Source organism: Arthrobacter sp. StoSoilB5 (genome assembly GCF_019977235.1).
In the GTDB taxonomy this organism is placed as follows: domain Bacteria; phylum Actinomycetota; class Actinomycetes; order Actinomycetales; family Micrococcaceae; genus Arthrobacter.
In genome coordinates this window covers 1,303,777-1,326,802 of record NZ_AP024646.1, presented here as the reverse complement: position 1 = coordinate 1,326,802, position 23,026 = coordinate 1,303,777, and the positions used below count along the sequence as shown (strand labels likewise).

At 62.4% G+C, this 23,026-nt stretch carries 18 protein-coding genes; 11 read left to right on the top strand and 7 right to left on the bottom strand.

The genetic code is table 11. The annotated features are described in order from the left end of the window. Window positions 1-115 precede the first annotated feature (115 nt). A complete protein-coding gene (alr, locus tag LDN75_RS06125; RefSeq protein ID WP_223936268.1) occupies window positions 116-1,354 on the top strand; it encodes an alanine racemase in 1,239 nt (412 codons plus the stop codon). Then, window positions 1,344-2,969, top strand: a complete 1,626-nt coding sequence (locus tag LDN75_RS06120) for a PucR family transcriptional regulator (protein ID WP_223936267.1) — start codon at window positions 1,344-1,346, stop codon at window positions 2,967-2,969. The genes alr and LDN75_RS06120 overlap by 11 nt, the downstream gene beginning before the upstream one ends. On the opposite strand, the gene LDN75_RS06115 is transcribed toward LDN75_RS06120, so the two are convergent. Further along, window positions 2,966-3,769, bottom strand: coding sequence for a carbon-nitrogen hydrolase family protein (locus LDN75_RS06115; RefSeq protein WP_223936266.1), 804 nt, complete (start codon window positions 3,767-3,769; stop codon window positions 2,966-2,968). The genes LDN75_RS06120 and LDN75_RS06115 overlap by 4 nt on opposite strands. Before the next feature lie 320 nt (window positions 3,770-4,089). Here LDN75_RS06115 and LDN75_RS06110 point away from each other — a divergent pair, with 320 nt between their 5' ends. From LDN75_RS06110 to LDN75_RS06095, 4 genes are all read left to right on the top strand, one after another. Further along, window positions 4,090-5,280, top strand: coding sequence for an ROK family transcriptional regulator (locus tag LDN75_RS06110; RefSeq protein WP_223936265.1), 1,191 nt, complete (start codon window positions 4,090-4,092; stop codon window positions 5,278-5,280). Between the two features lie 129 nt (window positions 5,281-5,409). Further along, the gene (mmsA, locus tag LDN75_RS06105) at window positions 5,410-6,966 is read left to right on the top strand and encodes a multiple monosaccharide ABC transporter ATP-binding protein (protein WP_223936264.1); all 1,557 of its coding nucleotides are present in this window, start codon (window positions 5,410-5,412) and stop codon (window positions 6,964-6,966) included. 44 nt (window positions 6,967-7,010) lie between these two features. Next, window positions 7,011-8,279: a multiple monosaccharide ABC transporter permease gene (gene mmsB, locus LDN75_RS06100; protein ID WP_223936263.1), complete on the top strand. Its 1,269-nt coding sequence runs from the start codon at window positions 7,011-7,013 to the stop codon at window positions 8,277-8,279. Between the two features lie 52 nt (window positions 8,280-8,331). Further along, window positions 8,332-9,429 (top strand): sugar-binding protein, encoded by a 1,098-nt coding sequence (locus LDN75_RS06095; protein WP_223936262.1) that lies wholly within the window; start codon window positions 8,332-8,334, stop codon window positions 9,427-9,429. Between the two features lie 106 nt (window positions 9,430-9,535). On the opposite strand, the gene LDN75_RS06090 is transcribed toward LDN75_RS06095, so the two are convergent. Continuing rightward, window positions 9,536-11,020: a pectate lyase gene (locus LDN75_RS06090; protein ID WP_223936261.1), complete on the bottom strand. Its 1,485-nt coding sequence runs from the start codon at window positions 11,018-11,020 to the stop codon at window positions 9,536-9,538. 309 nt (window positions 11,021-11,329) lie between these two features. Between LDN75_RS06090 and LDN75_RS06085 the strand changes: the two genes are divergently transcribed. Further along, window positions 11,330-12,787: an FtsX-like permease family protein gene (locus LDN75_RS06085; protein ID WP_223936260.1), complete on the top strand. Its 1,458-nt coding sequence runs from the start codon at window positions 11,330-11,332 to the stop codon at window positions 12,785-12,787. A 2-nt stretch (window positions 12,788-12,789) separates the two neighbouring features. Next, window positions 12,790-13,482, top strand: a complete 693-nt coding sequence (locus tag LDN75_RS06080) for an ABC transporter ATP-binding protein (protein ID WP_223936259.1) — start codon at window positions 12,790-12,792, stop codon at window positions 13,480-13,482. Here LDN75_RS06080 and LDN75_RS06075 read toward each other — a convergent pair. From LDN75_RS06075 to LDN75_RS06065, 3 genes are read right to left on the bottom strand one after another with little or no spacing between them, the layout of a single operon-like run. Continuing rightward, a complete protein-coding gene (locus LDN75_RS06075; protein ID WP_223936258.1) occupies window positions 13,460-14,641 on the bottom strand; it encodes an ABC transporter permease in 1,182 nt (393 codons plus the stop codon). The two genes, LDN75_RS06080 and LDN75_RS06075, sit on opposite strands and share 23 nt — an antisense overlap. Further along, window positions 14,638-15,384 (bottom strand): ABC transporter ATP-binding protein, encoded by a 747-nt coding sequence (locus LDN75_RS06070; protein ID WP_223936257.1) that lies wholly within the window; start codon window positions 15,382-15,384, stop codon window positions 14,638-14,640. The genes LDN75_RS06075 and LDN75_RS06070 overlap by 4 nt, the downstream gene beginning before the upstream one ends. A 5-nt stretch (window positions 15,385-15,389) precedes the next feature. Next, on the bottom strand, window positions 15,390-16,484 hold the full coding sequence (locus LDN75_RS06065; protein WP_223936256.1) for an efflux RND transporter periplasmic adaptor subunit: 1,095 nt from the start codon (window positions 16,482-16,484) through the stop codon (window positions 15,390-15,392). A 139-nt stretch (window positions 16,485-16,623) separates the two neighbouring features. Here LDN75_RS06065 and LDN75_RS06060 point away from each other — a divergent pair, with 139 nt between their 5' ends. Beyond that, window positions 16,624-17,694 carry a Gfo/Idh/MocA family oxidoreductase gene (locus LDN75_RS06060; RefSeq protein ID WP_223936255.1) on the top strand — a complete coding sequence of 357 codons (1,071 nt, stop codon included), beginning with the start codon at window positions 16,624-16,626 and terminating at the stop codon, window positions 17,692-17,694. 48 nt (window positions 17,695-17,742) lie between these two features. On the opposite strand, the gene LDN75_RS06055 is transcribed toward LDN75_RS06060, so the two are convergent. Further along, window positions 17,743-18,081, bottom strand: coding sequence for a DoxX family protein (locus LDN75_RS06055; RefSeq protein WP_223936254.1), 339 nt, complete (start codon window positions 18,079-18,081; stop codon window positions 17,743-17,745). 258 nt (window positions 18,082-18,339) lie between these two features. On the opposite strand from LDN75_RS06055, the gene LDN75_RS06050 reads away from it, so the two are divergent. Continuing rightward, the gene (locus LDN75_RS06050) at window positions 18,340-19,446 is read left to right on the top strand and encodes an FAD-dependent oxidoreductase (RefSeq protein WP_223936253.1); all 1,107 of its coding nucleotides are present in this window, start codon (window positions 18,340-18,342) and stop codon (window positions 19,444-19,446) included. A 70-nt stretch (window positions 19,447-19,516) separates the two neighbouring features. Here the strand turns inward: LDN75_RS06050 and LDN75_RS06045 are convergent, their stop codons facing one another. After that, entirely contained in the window at window positions 19,517-21,736 is a 2,220-nt protein-coding gene (locus LDN75_RS06045) for an NADP-dependent isocitrate dehydrogenase (RefSeq protein WP_223936252.1), read from the bottom strand. A gap of 267 nt (window positions 21,737-22,003) precedes the next feature. Here LDN75_RS06045 and LDN75_RS06040 point away from each other — a divergent pair, with 267 nt between their 5' ends. After that, the gene (locus tag LDN75_RS06040) at window positions 22,004-23,005 is read left to right on the top strand and encodes a hypothetical protein (protein WP_223936251.1); all 1,002 of its coding nucleotides are present in this window, start codon (window positions 22,004-22,006) and stop codon (window positions 23,003-23,005) included. Window positions 23,006-23,026: the final 21 nt, after the last annotated feature.

Here is a 23,026-nt window from a genome sequence, read left to right as displayed (position 1 = left end):
TTCACAGGCACAGTCACCCTTGACGTCCCTTCAAAGTAGTTTCGATTTCCCCTCCACAAGACTGGCATGTGAGCCACCTCTCACAATGGTGCAAAATGACCTATAGTGTTCAACCATGAGACGTATTGCACAGTACCAAGAGGGCGGTTCGCTGGCCCTCTCCGGCCAGGTCAAAGTGGACCTGTCCGCCATTTCAGACAACATCAAGGCCCTGAAGAACCGGACCAAGGCACCCTTCTTCATGGCCGTGGTGAAGGGCAACGCCTACGGTCATGGCCTCGTGGAAGTCGCCCGCACGGCCGTCGCTTCAGGAGCCGACTGGCTCGGAACCGCGCAGCTCACGGAAGCCACCGCACTCCGCAAAGCCGGCATCACTGAGCCGATCCTTTCGTGGCTGTATCTGGCATCCCAGACGAGCGACACCATCCTGGAAGCCCTGGAAAACGACATCGATGTGTCCCTCGGCAGCGTCCACCAGCTGCAGGTGCTGGCAGGTATCGCCGAACGCCTGGGCCGTCCCGCCGTCGTGCATCTTGAGCTTGACAGCGGACTCAGCCGCGGCGGGGCGCGACAGGAGGATTGGGCTGAGCTCGTAGCGCATGCCCGCCAAGCAGAAGTGGACGGCACCGTCCTGGTACGCGGCATCTGGACCCATTTGGCGTGGGCAGACGTACCCGCGCATCCTGGCAACGCCAGCGCCGTCGCCGAGTTCGAGGACGCCGTCCGCGAGGCGCGCGAGGCCGGACTGAACCCTCAACTCCGGCACGTTTCCAGCTCGGCCAACATCCTGGACCGGCCGGAATTCCACTTCGACATGGTCCGGGCGGGACTGGCAATCTACGGCCTCGCGCCAGCAGACCACCTCAATCCGACCGACTTCGGATTGAGGCCCGCCCTCAGCGTCACGGCGCCGCTGGTAATGGTCAAGAAAGTCCCCGCGGGTACGGGCGTCAGCTACGAGCACCAAGCCATCACCTATGAACCCCGATACCTGGGGCTCATTCCCCTCGGCTATGCGGACGGCATCCCGAAAGGCATCAGTGGCCGCTCGGTAGTGAACATCGGAGGGCGAAGCGTCCCGGTCATCGGCAAGGTCTGCATGGACCAATTCATGGTGGACCTGGGACCGGACGCCACCGGGATCGATGTCGGCGATACTGCCGTGTTGTTCGGCGACCCCGCCACCGGTGCGGCGAGCGCCGACGATTGGGGCGCCGCGATCGGCAGCCATGGGGATGAGATCATCAACAGGATCGCGCCGCGGCTGTCACGCGTCTATGCCGCTGGGGACGCCGCCTACGAGTGCCCTGACTACCAGGAGCCGGCAACTGCCGGGCAGGACAATGTTGCCTGAGCCCGCCACCGCCCGCCTGAGTTTTGTCACGCTGGAGCAGTTCCTGGAGCAGCTGCCGCCCGAGCTGAAAATGCTTCACGACGGCGGCAGCGGCGCCTCGCTGCTCCGGTGGGTGGAACCCAGCGAGTTGGAAGACCCCACGCCGTATCTTCCCGAGGGCGAGTTCCTGCTCACCGCCGGGCTGCCTTTCCTTGGGGAAGGCGGCTCGGCGGCCAACGTGGACGCCTACGTGCGTCGGTTGGTGGATGCGAAGGTGGCGGCGCTCGGATTTGGCATCAGGCCCTATTTCGACGCCGTCCCCGACGTACTCCTCGACGCTTGCCGGAGGCACAACCTCACCCTTTTCGAGGTACCTGAGTCCCTTCCCTTCGCCGCGGTTGGCCTGGAATTCTCCCAGCTCCTGGAATCGGACAACGCCCGGGTGTTCCGACAGCTGGCCGAAACCAACCGCCAACTCATGCGGGCAGTCCTCTCCCCCAGGCCGGAACACGAATTGCTGGCAGCCCTGGTCCAGCGGGTGCCCGTGTGGGCGCTGCTGGTAGGGGCGGACGGACGGGTGCGGGCGCGCGGGCACAATGCCGGCGGCAGCACCGGCGTCGAGCATTCCCTGCTGGCGCCGCTGCTGGAGCGGCTGCTGACAGGCAGCGGACCGCGCGTGGAGATGGATGGTTTCGAGCAGCCTGGTTCCGCCCTGGTGTTCGGTCATCCTCTGCGCAGCACCAAGGATGCCAACCTCGGGGCGCTGATTCTTGGCTCGGACGCCCCGCTGACGCCAGCCCAGAACAACGTGGTGCAGTCGGCGGTGGGTTTGCTGGAGCTACTGGTGCGGCAACGGACCAGCGGATCCCTGGCTCCGAGCCAGCTGGCCACGGCGCTGCTCCTGCATCCGGACACGCTGACCACAGGCCCCACCAAGCACATCAACGGGCTCAAGGACCTGCTGGCGCAAAGCCTCTCCTCCACCCGCTCCGGCCAAATGCGGGTTGTGCAGGGCATCAAGGCGGACTCCCCGGACTGGCCTGCCGGCGACGGCCCGGTCCGCGAGCTGTTGCAGTGGCGGAGGTTGTTCGATACCAAGCTTGTGGAAATAACCGACTACGGCTTCGCGGCCATCACCCGTTTGAAGGTGGACGACGCGCTGCTTGCCGACGTCGAAAAGCTTGGATGGAGGCTGGCGATCGGCGAGCCCACCGAACTCACCGGGCTTGCCGCGGCGTATCAGCGGGTAAGTTCGCTGCGCGGGCGGGTGTTGTCGAGCGGAAAGAGTGTCCGCGTGGACGAAGTGCAGTGGTCTGTGACTGGTCTTCTGGGACGCGAGGCAGGGACCATGCTGGCTGAGCGCCTCCTTGCCCCGGTGTTGTCCTTGGAATCTGACCGCCGCGACTCCCTCCTGTCGGTGCTGCGCGGGTGGCTCAGCGAAAACGGCAGCTGGGACGGTTCCGCCAAGCTGCTGGGCCTGCACCGCAACAGCGTCCGCCGGCAAATAGGCGTCCTCGGTGAGCTGCTCGACAAGGACCTCAACCAGGCACAGGTCCGTGCAGAACTATGGATCGCGCTGCAGTACGCGGATGAGTTGGTTGCCGGATTGTCCGGGCCCGACGGAAGGGGTGCTTAGGCGCCGGCCTCCCACTCCCGGTAAAGCTCCGGGCGCCGCTCGCGCAGATAAGGGACTTCGTCGCGTGCCGCTTTCACTGTTTCCGTGCCCACTTCCGCGAACAGGAGCGCCGCCGACTCCCCTGCCGCTGCGAGCAACGAGCCATCGGGGCCTGCGACAACGCTGCCGCCCAGGAAGTTGTAGATGTCCTCGTGCCCGCTGTGGTTGGCGTAGGCCACATTGAGCTGGCTCTCCACGGCGCGGGCACGGATGAGCACCTGTGGCACGTTGTCGAAGCCCATGGACAGAGCAGTTGGGACCAGCAGGAGTTCGGCCCCGCGCGTAGCTGCGGCCCGGACTGCCTCCGGGAACTCAACGTCGTAGCAAATCAGCAGCGATGTGCGGATCCCGTTGAAATCCACGACGGCGGGAGGTTCTTGAGCGCCGACGAACGCCTTGCGCTCCTCCGCGCCAAAGAGGTGGACCTTGGCATAGTTGAGGAGTTCCTTGCCGTTGGCGTCCACGAGGGTAGCAGTGATGTGCCAGCCGCCGTGCTCGGCAGCCTGCGCCGGAAGGCTGTAAACGAGTCCAATATTGTGCCGGCGGGCAATGCCAGCGAGGCGTCCGCGGATGCCGGGAAGTGTTGCCGGGTCCAATTCGGCGTGAAGCCGCAGCGGTGCGTATCCCACCGGGAAGAGCTCCGGCGTTAGGAGCAGCCCGGCCCCCGCCTGTGCGGCGCGCCGGGCGGCGTCGTCGATTGTGCGCAGGTTGGCCTCAACGTCCAGGACGGAAGCGTTGGCCTGCAGGACGGATAGCAGCATCTTTACCACCTTGGTTTCAGCCGATCCTGGCTTTGATGGCGCAGGATTATTTCTTGATTCCAGCGTAGGCACGGGGTGCGGCACGTGCATCGGGGCATTTGGACCCGCGAATGCAACAAGCAGGACGCATTGCACGGAACGCGGGATCCCACCTTCCCTTGCGAGGCCCGCTCTGCGTCCCATTCCCGGCATTTGCCACGCAAACCAGGCCCCGCAACCACTAGGAGCGGCCCCCCATTGCGTTGGAGAATGTCGGGAATGCTTGACACCTTGTGTTCACTTCTTGACTACAAGGTTGCTTTTGGGGCAATCTTCTTGTCATGCCCGCTATGCAGCGCTCAACGAAGAGCCAACCACGAAAACCCGGCTCGCAGTCCGCGCTCCGGCACCTGAACCAGCAACGGATTATCGAGTGCTTGTTGAGCGGGCCGTCAACGCAAGCCGAGCTGTCCAGGCAGACTGGACTCTCCACCGCCACGGTGTCCAACATCGTTAAAATCATGCAGGACGCAGGCCTCGTGTCCACGGAGCCGACCACCAGCTCCGGCCGCCGCGCAACCAACGTGAGGTTGAACAGCAACGGTGCGGTCGCCGTCGGAATCGACTTCGGACGACGCCATCTGAGGGTGGTCCTGGCGTCGCTGGGATACCACGTTATTGCCGAGGATTTCATTGAGCTTCCGCTGGGCCACCATGCAGAAGAAGGCATCGCCGCAGCCGTCCGGCTACTTGGGCGATTGCTCGCCGAAAACGGCATCGATCCCAGCGCGGTTGTGGGAGCAGGAGCGGGCATCCCAGGCCCCATTGACCGCAGGACAGGCACCGTTGCGCAAGGTGCCATCCTGCCCGAATGGGTGGGAATCGACATTCTCCATAGGCTTGAGGAAGCCCTGAATTGTCCCGTCTTTGTTGATAACGACGCCAATCTCGGGGCCTTGTCAGAGGTGACCTGGGGACCCCATAGCGGCGTGTCCAACCTGATGTTCCTCAAGATCGGATCAGGCATTGGTTCCGGCCTGATCCTGAACGGAGTGCCCTACTACGGGAACGTGGGGATCACAGGCGAAATCGGCCACGCGACCATTCACGAGCACGGGTTGGTGTGCCGCTGTGGCAACCGTGGCTGCCTCGAAACCATCGCCTCCACCACCACCATGATTGAGCTGTTGGGTCGCGGTAAAGAGACATCGCTGACACCACAGGACATTGTCCGGAATTGCCTCGCAGGCGACTCCGCAACCCAGCGCGTAGTGGATGATGCCGGCCTTGCCGTTGGGCGCGCGCTGGGCAACGTCGCCAACTTGATCAACCCTGAGGTAATCGTGGTGGGCGGTCCGCTGGCGGGCCTCGGAGACCTCCTCTTGGACCCCATTCGAAGGGGGCTTGTGCGGCACGCCGTACCCGTTGTGGGCGAAACAACGCACCTCGCAATGTCGTCTTTGGGAGCGCGAGCAGAAGCACTTGGAGCAGCCGCTTTGGTGTTCCAACACGCAGGAATCACGGGTAGGTAACGAAATCGTTAGCTGGTTCTTGCGTTCAAGTCTTGACGACAAGATAGGTGATCCAGTTTACTTTTTCATCAGACAGCTCCGCCGTTTGGGGAGCGACAACGAAGTCATGCATTGGAGGCGTAAGGGCTGATGACAACCCTCGACACGCAAGGCGAGCCGATCCTCTTGGAGATGCGCTCGATCACGAAGGAATTCCCCGGCGTGAAGGCCTTGTCGAATGTGAGCCTGCGCGTAAAGGCCGGCGAGATCCACGCAATCTGTGGCGAAAACGGTGCTGGAAAATCCACCCTGATGAAGGTCCTTTCCGGTGTGTATCCGTACGGCAGCTACACCGGCGACATCGTGTACATGGCCGAAACGCAGCAATTCAAGGACATCCGCGCAAGCGAAGCTGCGGGCATCGTCATCATCCACCAGGAGCTGGCGTTGATCCCGGAGCTTTCCATCACAGAGAACATCTTCCTTGGCAACGAGCCCTCCAAATGGGGGATCATCGACTGGACCGAGGCCCGCAAGCGTTCCATTGAACTGCTGGCCAGAGTTGGCCTCCGCGAGGACCCGGACACCCCCATCAAGGAACTCGGCGTCGGCAAGCAGCAACTGGTGGAAATCGCCAAGGCGCTGAACAAGTCCGTCCGCCTGCTGATCCTGGACGAGCCCACAGCAGCCCTGAACGAATCGGACTCCCAGCACCTGCTGGACCTGATCCTGGGCCTGAAGGGCAAGGGCATCACCTCGATTATCATTTCCCACAAGCTCAACGAGATCGAACAGATTGCCGACGAGATCACCATCATCCGCGATGGCAAGTCGATCGAAACGCTGAACGTCAAGAGGGATGGCGTTGACGAAGACCGCATCATCAAGGGCATGGTGGGCCGGACGCTCGAGTCCCGTTTCCCGGACCATGAGCCGAAGATCGGCGAGGTCTTCTTCGAGGTCAAGGATTGGACCGTCGGTCACCCACAGATCCAGGACCGCCTGATCTGCAAGGGCTCCAACTTCTACGTACGCCGCGGTGAAATCGTGGGCTTCGCAGGACTCATGGGGGCCGGGCGCACCGAACTTGCCCGATCGCTCTTCGGACATTCCTACGGCCGCTACATCAAGGGACAGGTCTACAAGGACGGCAAGCCGGTCAACCTTCGCAGCGTTCGTGCGGCAATCGACGCCGGCTTGGGCTACGTGACGGAAGACCGGAAGTCCCTCGGTTTGAACTTGCTGGATGACATCAAGACCACCACGGTTGCGGCAAACCTCCGCGCGATCAGCAAGTACACAGTGGTGGACGAGCGCAAGGAATTCTCCGTGGCAGAGGAGTACCGAAAATCCCTGCGCACCAAAACCCCGTCGGTGGAGGAAGGCGTAGCCAAGCTCTCCGGCGGAAACCAGCAGAAGGTCGTGCTGGCCAAATGGATGTTCACCGATCCGGACCTCCTGATCCTGGACGAGCCCACCCGGGGAATCGACGTAGGCGCCAAGTACGAGATCTACGGCATCATCCAGAGGCTGGCAAACCAAGGCAAGGGAGTGATTGTCATTTCCTCGGAGCTTCCCGAACTCCTGGGCCTGTCCGACCGCATTTACACGATTTTTGAAGGCGCCATCACCGGCGTCCTGGACAAGAACGAAGCCAGCCAGGAAAGCCTGATGAAACTCATGACCTCCGCCCGCAAGACGGCCTGACCGTTGGCCCAGACTCACCCCTTCCTGACACAAGGACCAAAACAATGAACGCGCTCAAGAAGTTATTTGGTGGCAATACCCGCCAGTTCGGCATGATCTTCGCCCTGGTGGCACTTATCGTCTTCTTCCAGATCTTCACCGAGGGCCGGACGCTGACCCCGGGCAACGTGATCAACCTGTTCAACGGCAACTCCTACATCCTGATCCTGGCCATCGGCATGGTCCTGGTCATCATTGCCGGCCACATCGACCTCTCCGTGGGCTCCGTGGCCGCATTTGTGGGTGTTTCGGTGGCCCTCGCCATCCGGGACTGGGGTCTTCCCTGGTATATGGGAGTGCTCTTCGGGCTGGTCCTCGGCGCCGTGATCGGGGCCTGGCAAGGATTCTGGACAGCGTACGTGGGCATCCCTGCCTTCATCGTGACGCTGGCAGGCATGCTCCTGTTCCGTGGTTTCAACCAGTTCGTGGGCAAATCCAACACCATCCCCGTCCCCAGCGACTTCCAGTACCTGGGCTCGGGCTACCTGCCTGAAATCGGACCGAACACCGGCTTCAACAACCTCACCTTGTTGCTGGGAATCCTGGCTGCGGCATTCGTTGTCATCATGTCCTTGCGGGCCCGGGCTACCAACAAAGCCCTCGGCGCCGACGTTCCCGAGCTCTGGGTTGAGGTCACCAAGCTGGTCCTCATCTGCGGTGCAATCCTCTACGCCACATACCTCTTCGCCACCGGCCGCCCGGGAACTTCCTTCCCTATCCCCGGTTTGATTCTGGCCGTGCTGGTCCTGATCTACGGTTTCATCGCTGACAAGACCATCCTGGGCCGCCATGTCTACGCCGTGGGTGGTAACCGGCACGCAGCAGAACTGTCCGGCGTGCAGTCCAAGAAGGTCAACTTCATGGTCATGCTCAACATGTCCGTCCTGGCAGGCCTCGCCGGCATGATCTTCGTTGGCCGCTCCACCGCATCCGGGCCCTTTGACGGCGTCGGTTGGGAACTCGACGCGATCGCTGCCGTGTTCATCGGTGGCGCCGCAGTTACCGGCGGCGTTGGTACAGTGATCGGCTCGATCGTGGGTGGCTTGGTGATGGCTGTGTTGAACAACGGCCTCCAGCTGCTCGGCGTTGGTGCCGACCTCACCCAGATCATCAAGGGCCTGGTGCTCCTGGCAGCCGTGGCCTTCGACGTCTACAACAAGATCCAAGGCAAGCGGTCCATCACCGGCCTGTTGATGAGGAATTTCCAGCGCAACAACGACATCAAGCCTGATGAAACCACATCCACCAAAGAGGTCATCTCCAAGGAAGCCTGACCGGTTTCCATCTGATTCGCTCCACCCCACCACACAGAAAGTGAACCAAGATATGCGAATGTTTGGTAAAGCAGGAAAGGCAGCAGCAGTCGCTGCCATCGCGGCACTGGCGCTGACGGCCTGCGGCCGCTCTGACAGCGGCTCAAGCAGCAGCACAGCTGGCGGGGAAGCGTTCCCCAAGGACTCGCTGATCGGCGTCGCACTTCCGCAGAAGACCAGTGAAAACTGGGTCCTCGCGGAGAAGCTGTTCAACGACGGCCTCAAGGGCGCCGGCTTCAAGGCGGACGTCCAGTTCGCCAACGGCGGCGTCTCCGACCAACAGAACCAGATCAGCGCCATGGTCACCAAGGGTGTCAAGGTCATCATCGTTGGAGCCATCGACGGCGCCCAGCTGGGTACCCAGCTCAAGCAGGCCAAGGACTCCGGCGCGACGGTCATCGCTTACGACCGTCTGCTCCTCAACACCGAGAACGTGGACTACTACGTGGCGTACGACAACTTCAAGGTCGGTGTGCTGCAGGGCCAGGCCCTGCTGGACGGATTGAAGGCCAAGAAGCCTTCCGGTCCTTACAACATCGAACTCTTCGCGGGTTCCCCGGATGATGCCAACGCCAAGGTCTTCTTCGATGGCGCCATGAGCGTCCTGAAGCCGAAGATCGACGACGGAACGCTCAAGGTCCTCTCCGGCCAGACTGCCTTCGAGCAGGCTGTCACCCAGGGTTGGAAGGGCGAAAACGCGCAGAAACGTGCCGACACCCTCTTGGCGGGCAGCTACACCTCGGCCTCGCTGGACGGCGTACTTTCCCCGAATGACCTCTTGGCACGCTACATCCTGAACTCCGTCAAGGCCGCCGGAAAGCCGATACCGGTCATCACAGGCCAGGACTCCGAGGTTGAGTCCGTCAAGTCGATCATGGCTGGCGAGCAGTACTCCACCATCAACAAGGACACCCGCAAGCTGGTTGAGCACGCCATCACCATGGTGAAGGACCTGCAGGCCGGCAAGCAGCTGGAAATCAATGACAAGGATTCCTACAAGAACGGTGTCAAGACTGTTCCGGCCTACCTGCTCCCGCCGCAGATCGTGACGGCAGCAAACGTCAAGACGGCTTACGTCGATGATCCGGTACTCGGCCCGATCACCAAGTAACACCGTTTAGCAGCAACTAACAGCTAGCCCCGGTCCGCCAGCATTCAGCAGGCGGGCCGGGGCTTCGCTGTGCCACCGGGGCTTCGCTGTGTCACCTGACTGGAGGCTACTTTCCCGGGATGACCTTGATGACGCCTGGCCCCGAGAAGTTCAGTACCGCGTTGCGAACTGCCGCCGGTGATGTGAGCGTGCGGTACGTGTACGTATCCGAAGGTTCCCATCCGACGTCGGACGTAAAGTCCCGCTGGGCCCATTCAGGTACCGCAGTGCCGGAGTCAACCGCGGCAGCTACCGCCGGGGCCTTGCGGTCCTCGAAGGAAGCTTGGGCCACGGCCTCAAGATCGACCGGCTCGCCGTTGAACCACGAACCGGTGTCGCTGAACATGTTGCCGTTATAGCTCGTGACTGTAATGGACTGATCCGCGCCGGCACCCGTGTAGTCGAAGGCGTTGTATTCGGAGAAGATCCTGGACTCATACCCCGCACCCAGGAAGTAGCTGGTGCCGCCCTGGGCTGCGCTGATCATGGGGTAGTCCGGATCCTCGGTGCTGGCCACGAAGTAGTTGTTCAGGACATGGACCTGTCCGAACCGGACCCGGGGACCGCGCTGTTGCGTGTTTTCGAACAGGTTGGAGATGAAGCTGACCCGTAGCTTCCCGCCGTCCTTATCTACATGCTCATCGCCGGATCCGAGGAGGCTTGTCTTGTCGTGGTCCCGGAGCTGGCTGTTGGAGACCGTGACGAAGTCCGTGCCGTCCTTCAGGTCCAGCAGGCCATCATGCCTGATCACGGGCTCGTTCTTGAAGTCCTTTGGAGCTTCGCTGTCCGGGAATCGGCCGTCCGTCAGGAGTACATGGTCGATCCAGATGTGGTCCGAGGTCACTGCGGACAAGCAGTCGAAACGGGCGTTCCAAGCACCATCACCGTCGTCCGGGGACCAGGAAGTGAACCAGTCCACGGGTGATTCAATGCTTAGGTTCCGGATCACCACATTGCTGGCCACGTTCATGATGATGTTGGCACCCACCAGTCCTGAATCCTCGTCCAGGCCGAGAAGTGTGGTGTTGCTGGGAAGGTTCACCTCGATCTGCCGCTTCATGGCGTTGCTCCCCTGTTGGCGAAGCTGCCTCATCTGCTTGCAATACGGGAACGTTTGGTCACTCCAGATCTTGCCGTTGTCCTGGAAACAGCTCATGTACTTCTGGATGTCGTATCCGGGGGCGTAGTCCTGCTCCCCCAGGATCTTCCCGTCTGCGGACTCGTTGCCGTTGATGGTCCCGCGAATGTAGATGATCTTGGGCGCCTTGGGGTCGCCATTGTTCAAGGTGGCGGCCTTGAGCTCGGCCAAGGTGCTGACCACGTGGATGTTCTCCGGCGCGGCACCGGCGCCACCGTTGGTCCCCGGGCCAACGGACGCCCAGCCTGTTGGGGCGGAGTCATTGACTGAAACGGTGGGTGCCCCATGCAGGTCAGTTGAACCTGCGCTGCCTGCCGGAGCGGATGCCAGGCAAGCGGCCAGGGCGATGCAGGCGGCGGCAGCTATTCCTGCCGAACGCCGCGCGGTGGGATTGGAGCGTGATGTGGACGTCATTGGCCTGTTTTCCGGCATGCCAAATAGAGCACATGCCTTGTAGGGAATGGGCAATTGGACTAACTAGGGAAACCTTGCCCGGAGTTTGAGAAAACGCTTTCTCGGGGCAATCCAATTATGCCTGCCTGACGTGACGGCGTGTCAAGGGGCTTCCAGAATTCCCAGGCAATGGAGATTCTGCTGGATCATTAGCCTTTCACAGCCCACGCATAGCTTCGGCAGGCTTCCCGCACAGCAGCGCTCAGCAGTGTTGGACCTGCAGCCCGCGACCCCGCGGCCTGCAGCATTCAGCAGGTCCAAAGGAGAAACGTGAGCGTCCTTGCCCGAAGCGTAGGCAATGCCTTCCGCAACAAAATCAGAACGGCCGCGGTGGTCGCTGTGCTGGCCGTAGCTATCGGCCTGGCATTGGCCATGCTTGTTGCCAACCAGGCCGTGGGTGCCAAGGTCCAGGAGCTCAATGCTTCCGTGGGCACTACCCTCACCGTTAATCCTGCCGGTGGGCAGGGCTTTGAGGGCGGCGGCGAACCGCTCACGACCACTCAAGCGCAGACGGCAGCTTCGGTCAGCAACGTCACGTCCGTGGTGGGCACCAAGGCGCTCCGCCTTCAGACTGCAACCACAGAAACAAACACCACACAGCAGGCCGCTCCAGGCGGTTTTGGTCCCGGCGGGCAGCAGGCCACTGTCACCACCAACCTGACGGCGGCCATCGACGCCGGTACGCTGGGCAACCGTAACGGCTCCACCGGGAACACTGGAAGCACGGGCAGCACCACCCAGCGGGTACGCGCCCTGCCGATTACCGCAACTGGCATCGGCGCCGAGGTTGACAGCACCGGCAAGGCCTTGAACATCACTAGCGGCACCGGCCTGGGCGACTACACCACGGCAACGGCGAACGCGCTGGTTGGAACATCGCTGGCGGAGAAGAACAGCCTGACCGTGGGCTCCACCTTCACCATCCAGGACAAGACGTTCACCGTGGCTGGCATCTTCGACGCCGGAACCGCCTTCGGAAACAACGCCGTCTATCTCACCCTTCCAGAAGCCCAAGCGCTGGCTGGAACTCCTGACGAACTCTCCACCATGATCGTCACGGTCAACAGCATGCAGAACGTCGATAGCACCAAGACGGCAGTTCAGTCGGCGTTGGGAACTGACAAGGCGGACGTCACCCAAGGCCAACGCAACCTCGAAACCGCGGTCAGCTCCCTGGACAGCGTCAAGAACATCTCCCTGGTCGCGTTCATTGCCGCACTCGCTACCGCAGGACTCATCATCCTTCTGATCATGGTGATGCTGGTCCGCGAGCGCCGCCGCGAAATTGGCGTCCTGAAGGCTATCGGTGCCCGCAACCGCACTATTGGCCTGCAGTTCGTCCTTGAATCGCTGGTCCTGGTGGCCTTGGGCAGCGTGGTGGGTGCAGCTATTGCATCGTTTGCCAGCGGCGGTATCGCGTCCGCACTGATCAGTTCGAACACCAGCACGACGGCGGCAACCACCACCCAGCGAGGCGCCGGGCTGGCGGGGGCCGTACCAAATGGCACCATCCCGGGCGGCGGCTTCCCCGGGGGCGGCTTCCCCGGGGGCCAAGGCGGTCCGTTCGGCGGGGCCTCCCAATTGCTCACGTCCGTCACGGCGAGCGCCTCCCCCGGCGTCATCGCTGCAGGCATCGCCGCGGTCTTCGCGGTAGCCATCATCGGCGCGTTGGTCCCTGCCTTGCTGACCGCCCGTATCCGTCCCATCGAAGTACTCCGAGGAGAATAGCCGTGATTGAAGTCAAGGACCTGGTCCGTCAGTTCAAGTCCGGCGACAGGACCATCAAGCCTGTCAACGGTGTCAGCTTCCAGCTGGAGAAGGGATCTCTGGCGTCGATCGTCGGCAAGAGCGGCAGCGGCAAAAGCACGCTGTTGTCCCTTCTGGGCGCGCTGGACAAACCGACCAGCGGAGACGTCGTCGTGGATGGCGTCAGCCTGGCGGGATTGCCGGACAGCAAACTGACCGAGTACCGCCGTCGTGATATCGGTTTCGTGTTCCAACAGTTCAACTTGATCCCGAACCTCAGCGCCGTGGACAACGTCATGCTGCCCATGGAGTTCGCAGGCGTCCGCAAATCAGCACGGCTTAAGCGGGCCAAGGAACTGCTGGAGCAGGTGCAGTTGGATCCGGAGAAGCAGTCCCGCCGGACCAACCGTTTGTCAGGTGGCGAGCAGCAACGCGTCGCGATCGCACGGGCACTGGCCAACGAGCCCAAGCTGATCCTTGCCGATGAGCCCACGGGAAACCTGGATGAGCAGACCGGCGAGCACATCATCGAACTTTTGAGCTCACTGAGCCGGGACCACAACACCACCATCCTGGTTGTCACCCACGACCGCAGCCTGGCGCAGAAAACGGGACGCTGCTTCCGCCTTCAGCAGGGCCGGCTCACAGAGGAGATCAAAAGCGGATCGCATCGATAACCTTGACGCGCACCGCCACGAGCGCAGGGATGGCTCCGGCGAGTGCGCCCACCAAGACAGCCGCGCCAAAGCCCAGCAGTGCGGCGTCGATGGGAAAGGACGGGTATTCGATGAGTCCGGGCGCTACCTTTGACTCGATCCAGGGGTTCTTCACCACGGCAACGGCCAGCATGACGCCTGCGATTCCAGCAACCGCCGTGGCTACTACGGATTCCATCATGACGCCGAAGAAGATCCTGCCCGAGGTGGCGCCGAAACTGCGGCGGATGCCGATCTCCCTTACCCTGTAGCGAACGGTGACCATGGAGATGTTGAGCATTCCCACCGCACCGAGCAGGAGCACCAGCCCGGCTACGCCGCCCACAATCCACTGGGCCGGTCCCAGCGGATCACCGTAGGCGGCGAAGTCGACACGCTGGGCTTGGGCGTAGTATCCCGGGAACTGGCCCTGCAGGTCCGCAGAGATAGCGGCGGTCAGTGCAGCGGCCTGTTCCTCCCCCACCCAGAGTTTGAACTCGGACATGTCAGGTTTCATCCCCGTCATTGCGGCGGCTTTGGTGAGGATGAACGCGGCCGGAGGAGCGTCCGGCCAGGTATCGGGAACGACGCCGATAATCACCGCCGTTGCCGGCTGGTCACCTGGGATGCTGACGGTGGGATCGGTGGCCAGATTGGGCCTGCCCGCCTGGTTGTAGAAGGCTTCGGAGACCACGACGGCGGGTGCGAACCTTTGGTCGTCGTCGGCAGCGAACCACGTTCCTTGCGAGAGGGGCACGCGGTGGATGGTGCCGTACCCGATGTCCACTATGGTCATGTTCACGGCGGTCACTCCGCGGGGAAACTGGAAGCCTGCCTGGGTGCGGCCCACATGGGCCGACGTGGTGATGCCGTAACGCTGCTGGATTCCTGCGTAGGCCTTCTCCAGTTTTTCGGCGTCGGGGGCGGACGGGCCGTTGACGCTCAACGTCAACGTTGCTACGCGGCCTCCATCGCGTTCGGACTGCACTTTAATCCCCTCGCGTACCAGGCTGCCGAGGCCCACCACGGATGTCAGCGCAGAAACAGACAAGGCGACTCCAAGGAGGGCCAGTAGGATACGCACCTTGTTGATGCGGAGTTCCTGCCACGCTTCCACCAGCGTGGACATGAAGCCGGTCATACGCTTACTCCTGCTGTCTTGGCAACTGCCAGCGGGGTGAGCACGCCCGAGTCCAGTCGATAGCACGCACGTGCCAATGCCGCCACGTTGGTATCGTGCGTGATGGTCACCAGTGCGGCCGCGGTTTCAGTGGCCACAGAGTCCAGCAAGGCCATGACGGCCTGCCCGGTTTCGACGTCCAGTGCGCCCGTTGGTTCATCGGCAAGGATGAGCCTCGGCTTACGGATCAGCGCACGGGCGATCGCCACTCGCTGTTGCTCACCGCCGGACAACATGTTTGGCATGGTGTTGGCGCGGGCGGCCAATCCAACGCGGTCCAGCATGTCCATCGCCAGTTCGCGGCGGCGCCAAAATTCCCTGCCCTTGGCATAGAAAAGCGGTGTGATGACGTTGTCCAGGGCACTACGGCCCGGGAGCAGGTTGAACTGCTGGAACACGAAGCCAACTGTGGAACCGCGCAGGCGGGCGCGGGCGTTGCTGCTCAACCGGTCCGCAGATTGTCCGAGGAATTCCAGCTCACCGGACGTGGGCACATCCAGGAGTCCCAAGAGGTTGAGCAACGTTGATTTTCCGCACCCTGAACGGCCCACTATGGCCGTGTGGTCACCGCTTTGAACCTCAAGATCGACGCCTCGGAGGATGTGCAGTTGCTGCTCGTCCGGCAGCGTCACGGAACGGGTTACCGAACGGAGGCTGACGAGGGTTTCCCTGGTGCCTTCTACTACTTCTGCTGTCCCTGTCACGCGCTTCAGCCCGCCGGAGCGTAGGCGATTTGTCCCGGCCCCATCATGGGGTCCGGGGCAGCCGGAGCACCGGGTACGAACTCCAACACCTGCTCGCCTTCGGCCAGTCCTGAGACCACTTCAACCACGGAGCCATCGTTCAGCCCCAACTGGACCTTGCGCTCCTCCGGCGCCCCTCCGGTTGCGCCAGCGAGCCAGACGATCCCGTCCTTCACGCTGCCTTTCACCGACGTCAATGGCACGGTCACAACATCGGCGGCGACGCCGGCACTAACGGTCATGGTCGCGCCAAGTCCGGCAAAGACCTCGTGCCCAGCCGGGATTGCGCAGCTAAGCGTTCCCGTGGGTGTGCCACCCGCGTCCGGTGGCGTGGCAGAACCGCCCCCGGGTCCAGCGATCGCGCCGCCCACACCCATGCCAGCACCTCCGCCAGTGGAAGCCAAACCGCCCGAGGCACTGCCGCCGTCGTCGGACGCGTTGTTCTTGAGTGTCACTTCGGTGCACTGGAACGGCGCCGGTCCACCCACCAATGAGATCTCCGCTGGGCCGGGCTTTCCGAGCAGGCGGTACTGCTGGGCAGCGGTCACCGAACCGGCCACCGTGTAGGTGCCGGGGTCGATCTTGCCCACGCTTTCCCCGACGCCCACTTGCTGGTCGATCAGCGTGGTCAAGGACTGCAGGGTACCGCCGCTGGGGGCAAGGATGTCGAAGTAGTCATAAACCGGCTTGGACGCCGAGGACATTCCGTCCTTGGATGGCTGCGCTGATGTCACTGCGCGCTCGGCCTTGACCTGGAAGAGGGCATCGCCCTTGGCCACCGTGGCACCCTGTTCGACAAATACCTTGATGACCTTGCCCGCAGACGTGGACCGTATGACCTCAGCTGTGTCGCTTTGGACGGTTCCCTTGATTTCCACAGTATTGGTGACCGTAGCGCGCGTGGCCGGGACCACCGGAATGTCCACTTGCGCCAAGGGCGCCGGCTGGGAAGCAGATGGTTTGAGGCCGTCCACGAAAGCGATCTTGACCAAAGCCACCGCAATTATTGCGAAAACCAATAACCAGGCAACCGGCAAAATGACGCGCCGAAAAATACCCATCCCTGCTCCATTTCGGTAACTCCCCACAGAACCTCTGCGAGGGATGATGGCCTAAGCCTAAGCGAGGAATTCAGCGGCCCCGGACATTCGTGTGACTCGACAGAGTGCTTACTGTGTTGGAAATGAGAGGATTGCTGCCATGACGCTCCCTATCGCCAAGCCGTGGCTGTCCACCCAGACCAATCAGGATCCCCGCGCGGCCACCGGCCGGCGTTTGCGATGGGGAGTCGTGTCAACGGGCAACATCGCCAACAGTGTTTCCCTGGACCTTTCCTTGCTGGAGGACGCAGAACTCTACGCCGTGAGTTCAAGGACCCAAGCTGCCGCAGACGCTTTTGCGCAGACGCTTGGTTTCGCCCAGGCCTACGGGAACGACGGCGGTGTCCCTGGCTACCAGCGGCTGTTCGACGATCCCGCGGTCGACGTGGTTTACGTGGCGACACCCCATGCCCAGCACTTCCAGATCGCCGCGGCGGCCCTGCGCGCCGGCAAACATGTCCTGTGCGAGAAAGCACTCACCATCAACGCCCGCGAAGCAACCGAGCTGGTGAAACTGGCCCGCGAGCACAAGGTGTTCTTCATGGAGGCGGTCTGGAGCCGCTTCCTGCCCAGCATGCAGCGCGCCTTTTCCATTGCGGCGTCAGGGGAAATCGGGCACATCCAGTGGGTCAGCGCGGACCTGGGCTTCCCCGCGCCCTACGATCCGTCCGCCCGCATCTGGGCGCTCAATGACGGAGGCGGGGCCCTGCTGGACATCACCGTCTACCCCTTGCTCTGGGCCTTGGGAACACTGGGCTTCCCCCAGTCAGTTACCGCGATCGGCACGTTGAACGAAGACGGCGTGGACACCCAGAATGCACTGACGCTCGGTTACGCCAGCGGTGCCCAAGCGCAATTGACGTCATCCCTGACTGCCCATGGACCACGGACTGCCACAGTGGCTGGCGGGCTCGGGTATCTGCAGACGGTGGGCTCGGTCAACAATCCGCGGGAACTGCTGATCCGTGTTGGCTGGGACGAGCCGCGGCATGAACGGTTCGACGTGGTGGGCGTCGGCTACACGTACGAACTCCGCGAGGTGACACGGTGCATTCAACAGGGCCTGATGGAAAGCCCGGTCATGCCCCTGGATGACTCCGTCAACGTCATGCGCTTGTTCGACGGCGTACGTTCCCAGTTGGGCATCCGGTACCCGAACGACGCGCGGTGAGATTACGGCGCCCGGCACGTGCCGCCGTCGGGAGTTAACCCAACCGTACTAACGCCGCTGGCCGACGGGCTGCCTTGCCAGCTTCCGGTCCACTGACCAAGCGCCAGGACCCAGGAACACGAATGCCACGGAAATGGCGACGTAGACGATCAGGAGCTCGGCATTAACACCCGCCTTGTCCGTGAGCAGGGGCTTGCCGGCTTCCGTCACGAACCAGATTCCGGCGAACAGGATCGCGGCGAGGAACCCGGCCACTCTGGTCAGCGCCCCGAGCACCAGAAGCAGCCCTAACCCAAGTTCACCGGCGATGACGAGCCAGGCCACGATTTCGGGCTTCTGCACGCCCATGGCGGCGACTGACGCAGCGAAGGCGGAGTGCCCTGCCACGAAACTTTTGGATGCCGTGCACCATGATCAGCGCGCCAAACACCACGCGCAGGATCGTGACACCGCGGGCAGAGGACTTGGGAGACGGGTGAAGGAATTTCACCCGTCCCAATCTTCCATGCCTTTGCGTTGAGCGCCAACCCAACTAGGTCGCAGTTGAGCGCGTTTTGACGCCTCAAAACGCGCTCAACTGCGACCTAGTTGGGTGAGTGGGGGGCAGAATGGAACGTGATAGGGCCGAGGATGAATGGAGCTGGCATGGTTGACGTCGTAGTTGTTGGTGGAGGGGCGATGGGGTCCGCCGCAGCGTGGCAGTTGGCGCGCAGCGGTAAGTCCGTGATCCTTCTGGAGCGGTTCGAGGCCGGTCATCACATCGGTGCATCCCACGGCGCCACCCGCAACTTCAACACCGCCTACGCTGAGGCCGACTACCTGGACCTTCTTGCCGAAGCGAAGACCCTGTGGGATGAGCTTGCTGCCGAAACGGGCGCGCCGCTGCTGGACCTCGTGGGGTTGGCAAACCACGGCAACGTCGAACGGCTCCGGACCGTCCAGGCTGCCCATCAGGAACGCGGGATCGAGAGCTACTTCATCTCAGCGGACGAGGCCATGGACCGCTGGCAAGGCATGAACTTCGCCACCGATGTGCTCTTCGTTCCCGGATCTGGGCGGGTCCGTTCAGCCAACGCGCTGGTGGCACTCCGAACGGCCGCCGAGTCCCATGGCGCCATTTTCAAGTATTCGACGCCGGTCCGCGACATCCGCATCGACGGCGCCGAAACCGTGGTGGTGGTGACGGACGAGACCGAGTACACGGCCAACCGCGTTGTAGTCACCGCCGGCGCCTGGACGAACAAGGTCCTCGGCGAACATGCCAAGCTACCGCCCCTGGTTGTTACCCAGGAGCAGCCCGCCCATTTCACCCCCGTGGACAACACGCTGGTGTGGCCGAGCTTCAACCACAACCCGGACCCCGATCCGAACAACGAACTCTACGAATACTGGTACAGCCCTGTGTACGGCATGCTCACCCCCGGCGAGGGCGTCAAGGCCGGCTGGCACGGCGTCGGCCCCGTGATGGATCCGGACGAGCGCACGTTCCAGCCCATACCCGAGCAGCTCGACGCATTGGTACGTTACGCGCAAGAGTGGCTTCCCGGCGTCGACCCTTCAACCGCGGTTCCCATCAGCTGCACGTACACCACCACGCCTACTGAGGACTTTGTGCTGGACCGCTTCGGACCGTTGGTGGTGGGCGCCGGGTTCTCAGGGCACGGTTTCAAGTTCACACCGGCTATCGGCCGGGTGCTGAAGGACATCGTCGACGGCGGGGTGGCACCTCAGCGCTTCCTGGCCGACCGTTAGGAATTCATCAACAGATAATGCCCCCAAGACCGCGTCTCAGGGGCATTATCTGTATGCAAACCAGGAGTGACTAACTCAGGGTCGCGAGGACCTTGTTGAACGTGGCCGACGGGCGCATGATCTCAGCAGCCTTGGCAGCGTCCGGACGGTAGTAACCACCCAGATCGACGCCGGGACCCTGGACTGCGTTCAGCTCGCCGACGATGACTTCCTCGTTGGAGGTCAGGGCTTCAGCGATGGCAGCGAAATCCTTGGCCAGCTCGGCATCCTCAGTCTGCTTGGCCAGTTCCTGTGCCCAGTACGTGGCCAGGTAGAAGTGGCTTCCACGGTTGTCCAGCTCGCCAACGCTGCGGCGCGGGGACTTGTTTTCCAGCAGGAACGTACCCGTGGCGCGGTCCAACGTGTCGGCAAGGACCTGTGCGCGGGCGTTGCCCGTGGTGGTGGCCAGGTGCTCGAAGCTGACGGCCAAAGCAAGGAATTCACCCAGGCTGTCCCAGCGGAGGTGGTTTTCCTTGATCAGCTGCTGGACGTGCTTGGGAGCGGAACCACCGGCACCGGTCTCGAACAGGCCACCGCCGTTGATCAGCGGAACGATGGAGAGCATCTTGGCGCTGGTGCCGAGCTCAAGGATCGGGAACAGGTCCGTGAGGTAGTCGCGGAGGACGTTACCGGTGACGGAGATGGTGTCCTCGCCCTTGCGGATGCGCTCCAGGGTGAAGGCTGTTGCCTCCTCCGGGGACATAATCTCGATCTGCAGGCCCTCGGTGTCGTGGTCCTTGAGGTACTCGTTGACCTTGGCGATGAGGTTGGCGTCGTGCGCACGGCCCTTGTCCAGCCAGAAAACGGCCGGGGTCTGGGAAGCGCGGGCCCGGGTAACGGCAAGCTTGACCCAGTCGCGGATCGGGACATCCTTGGTCTGGCAGGCGCGCCAGATGTCACCCGGGGATACCTGGTGCTCGGTGAGGACGTTGCCCTTGCTGTCCACGAGCTGGATGGTTCCGGCTGCCTGGACTTCGAAGGTTTTGTCGTGGCTGCCGTATTCCTCGGCCGCCTGCGCCATAAGGCCCACGTTGGGAACGGTGCCCATGGTGGTGGGATCGAACGCGCCATTGGCACGGCAATCGTCCAGGACTACCTGGTAGACGCCGGCGTAGGAGCTGTCCGGGATGACGGCGAGCGTGTCCGCTTCCTTGCCATCCGGGCCCCACATGTGGCCGGAGGAACGAATCATGGCCGGCATGGAAGCGTCAACGATGATGTCAGACGGAACATGCAGGCTCGTGATGCCCTTGTCCGAGTCCACCATTGCCAGGGCGGGACCGTCTTCAAGGCCCGTGGTGATGGCTGCCTTGACGCCCTCGCGGACGTCTTCCGGCAGGTCTTCCAGGCCGCTGAGGATGGCTGCGAGGCCGTTGTTGGGGCTGATGCCTGCGGCTGCGAGCTGCTTGCCATAGGTGTCGAACAGTTCCGAGAAGTAAGCCTTGACCACGTGGCCGAAGATGATGGGGTCCGAGACCTTCATCATGGTGGCCTTCAGGTGTGCGGAGAAGAGGATGCCCTCTTCCTTGGCACGGGCAACCTGTGCTTTGAGGAACTCGTCCAGGGCGTCAGCGCGCAGGGCGGTAGCGTCCACAACTTCACCGGCCAGTACGGGGAAGTCCTTCTTGAGGACCTTGGTGGTGCCGTCTTCGCGGACCAGCTGGATGCTGAGGGAATCGTCAGCCTTGAGCACAACGGATTTCTCGTTGGAGCGGAAATCGTTCTGGCCCATGGTGGCAACGTTGGTCTTGGAATCGGCAGACCAGGCGCCCATAGAGTGCGGGTTCTGACGGGCGTAGTTCTTCACCGACAGCGGTGCGCGGCGGTCAGAGTTGCCTTCACGCAGCACCGGGTTCACAGCGGAGCCCTTGATTTTGTCGTAGCGCGAGCGGATGTCCGTCTCGGTGTCCGAGGAGGGGTTGTCCGGGTAGTCCGGAAGGGCGTAGCCCTGGGCCTGGAGCTCGGCGATGGCAGCCTTGAGCTGCGGCACGGAGGCGCTGATGTTGGGCAGCTTGATGATGTTGGCTTCCGGCTGCTTTGCCAGTTCGCCAAGTTCAGCCAGGGCGTTGCCCGTGCGCTGCTCTTCAGTCAGGAAATCGCCGAAAACGGCGATGATGCGGCCTGCCAGCGAAATGTCGCGGGTCTCGACCTCCACACCTGCGGTCGAGGCATACGCTTCCACAATCGGCAGGAATGAGTAGGTAGCCAGCATCGGCGCTTCGTCTGTGTGGGTATAGATAATCTTGGCCATTGGCGGGGTTCTCCCTGAAAGTCTGCAGATTTCAACATCTCTAAACTTACCCGAGTAGGCCCGATTGGCGGCCCTTCGTGTCCGGGATCACTCCTTCGTTACCCCTCGCCTAATGTGGCTCCTCGTCGTGTGACAAGAAGTGAAAGCAAAATATCACAAACTGTGAAACAACTCTTTACAAACTTGTCATACGTTGGGTAGCTTCGATTCCGTCAGTCGGCGGTCGCCATCACTGGCCGCCTTACTCCCTTGATAGGTTGGAACAACGTGACAAAAACCAAGACCCTGGCCACAAGCCTGCTGAGTCTGTCCGCTGCCGCAATCCTTGCCCTGGTTGGAACCACCAGCGCAATCGCGGCCCCCGCCAAGGACATCGACTCCAGCGGCGCTGCGGTCAGCAGCCATGTAGCGTCGGACAACGGCGCCGCAGACTACTGGACCCCGGAACGCATGAAGAACGCCATATCGGGCGACATCCTTGCCAGCAAGGCATTGGACCGCGGCCGGCTCCTCAACCTCGGAAAAGCCCCGGTCACCGAGGCTCCGGGCGCCCTTAACAGCATCGAGGGTCAGCAGGCGTCCACCGACTCCAAGGCCATCAACCTCAAGACCAACCAGAGCGAAACACCCGTCAAGCACATCGGCAAGATCTTCTTCACCCTGGGCGGCTCAAACTACGTTTGCTCCGGCAACTCCGTGACGGCAGCCAACAAGAGCACCGTCTCCACCGCAGGCCACTGCGTCAACGAGGGACCGGGCGCCTACGCCACCAACTTCGTCTTCGTACCCGCTTACCTCAACGGCTCCGCACCCTATGGCAAGTGGACAGCAAGGGCGCTGTACTCCCCCACCCAGTGGGCGTCCAACGGCAACATGCAGTACGACACCGCCTTCGCCGTGGTCAACACCCTCAACGGTCAGCGGCTCGCCGATGTCGTAGGCTCCTCCGGTGTCCAGTTCAACGCCGCCCGCGGCCTGAGCTACAAGTCCTTCGGCTACCCGGCAGCTGCTCCGTTCAACGGTGAATCGCTCAAGAGCTGCTCCGGCACCGCCACCAACGATCCCTACAACCCGCAGTTCGCTACCCAGGGCATCCCGTGCAACATGACCGGTGGATCCTCAGGTGGTCCGTGGTTCATCGGCAACAGCTCCGGCGGCTACCAGAACTCGGTGAACAGCTACGGTTACGGCAGCAATTCCAACACGATGTACGGCCCGTACTGGGGATCCGTCATCCAGTCGACGTACAACACGGCGGCGGCTTCGTAACCGTTTTGGCAAGTCCCTGCT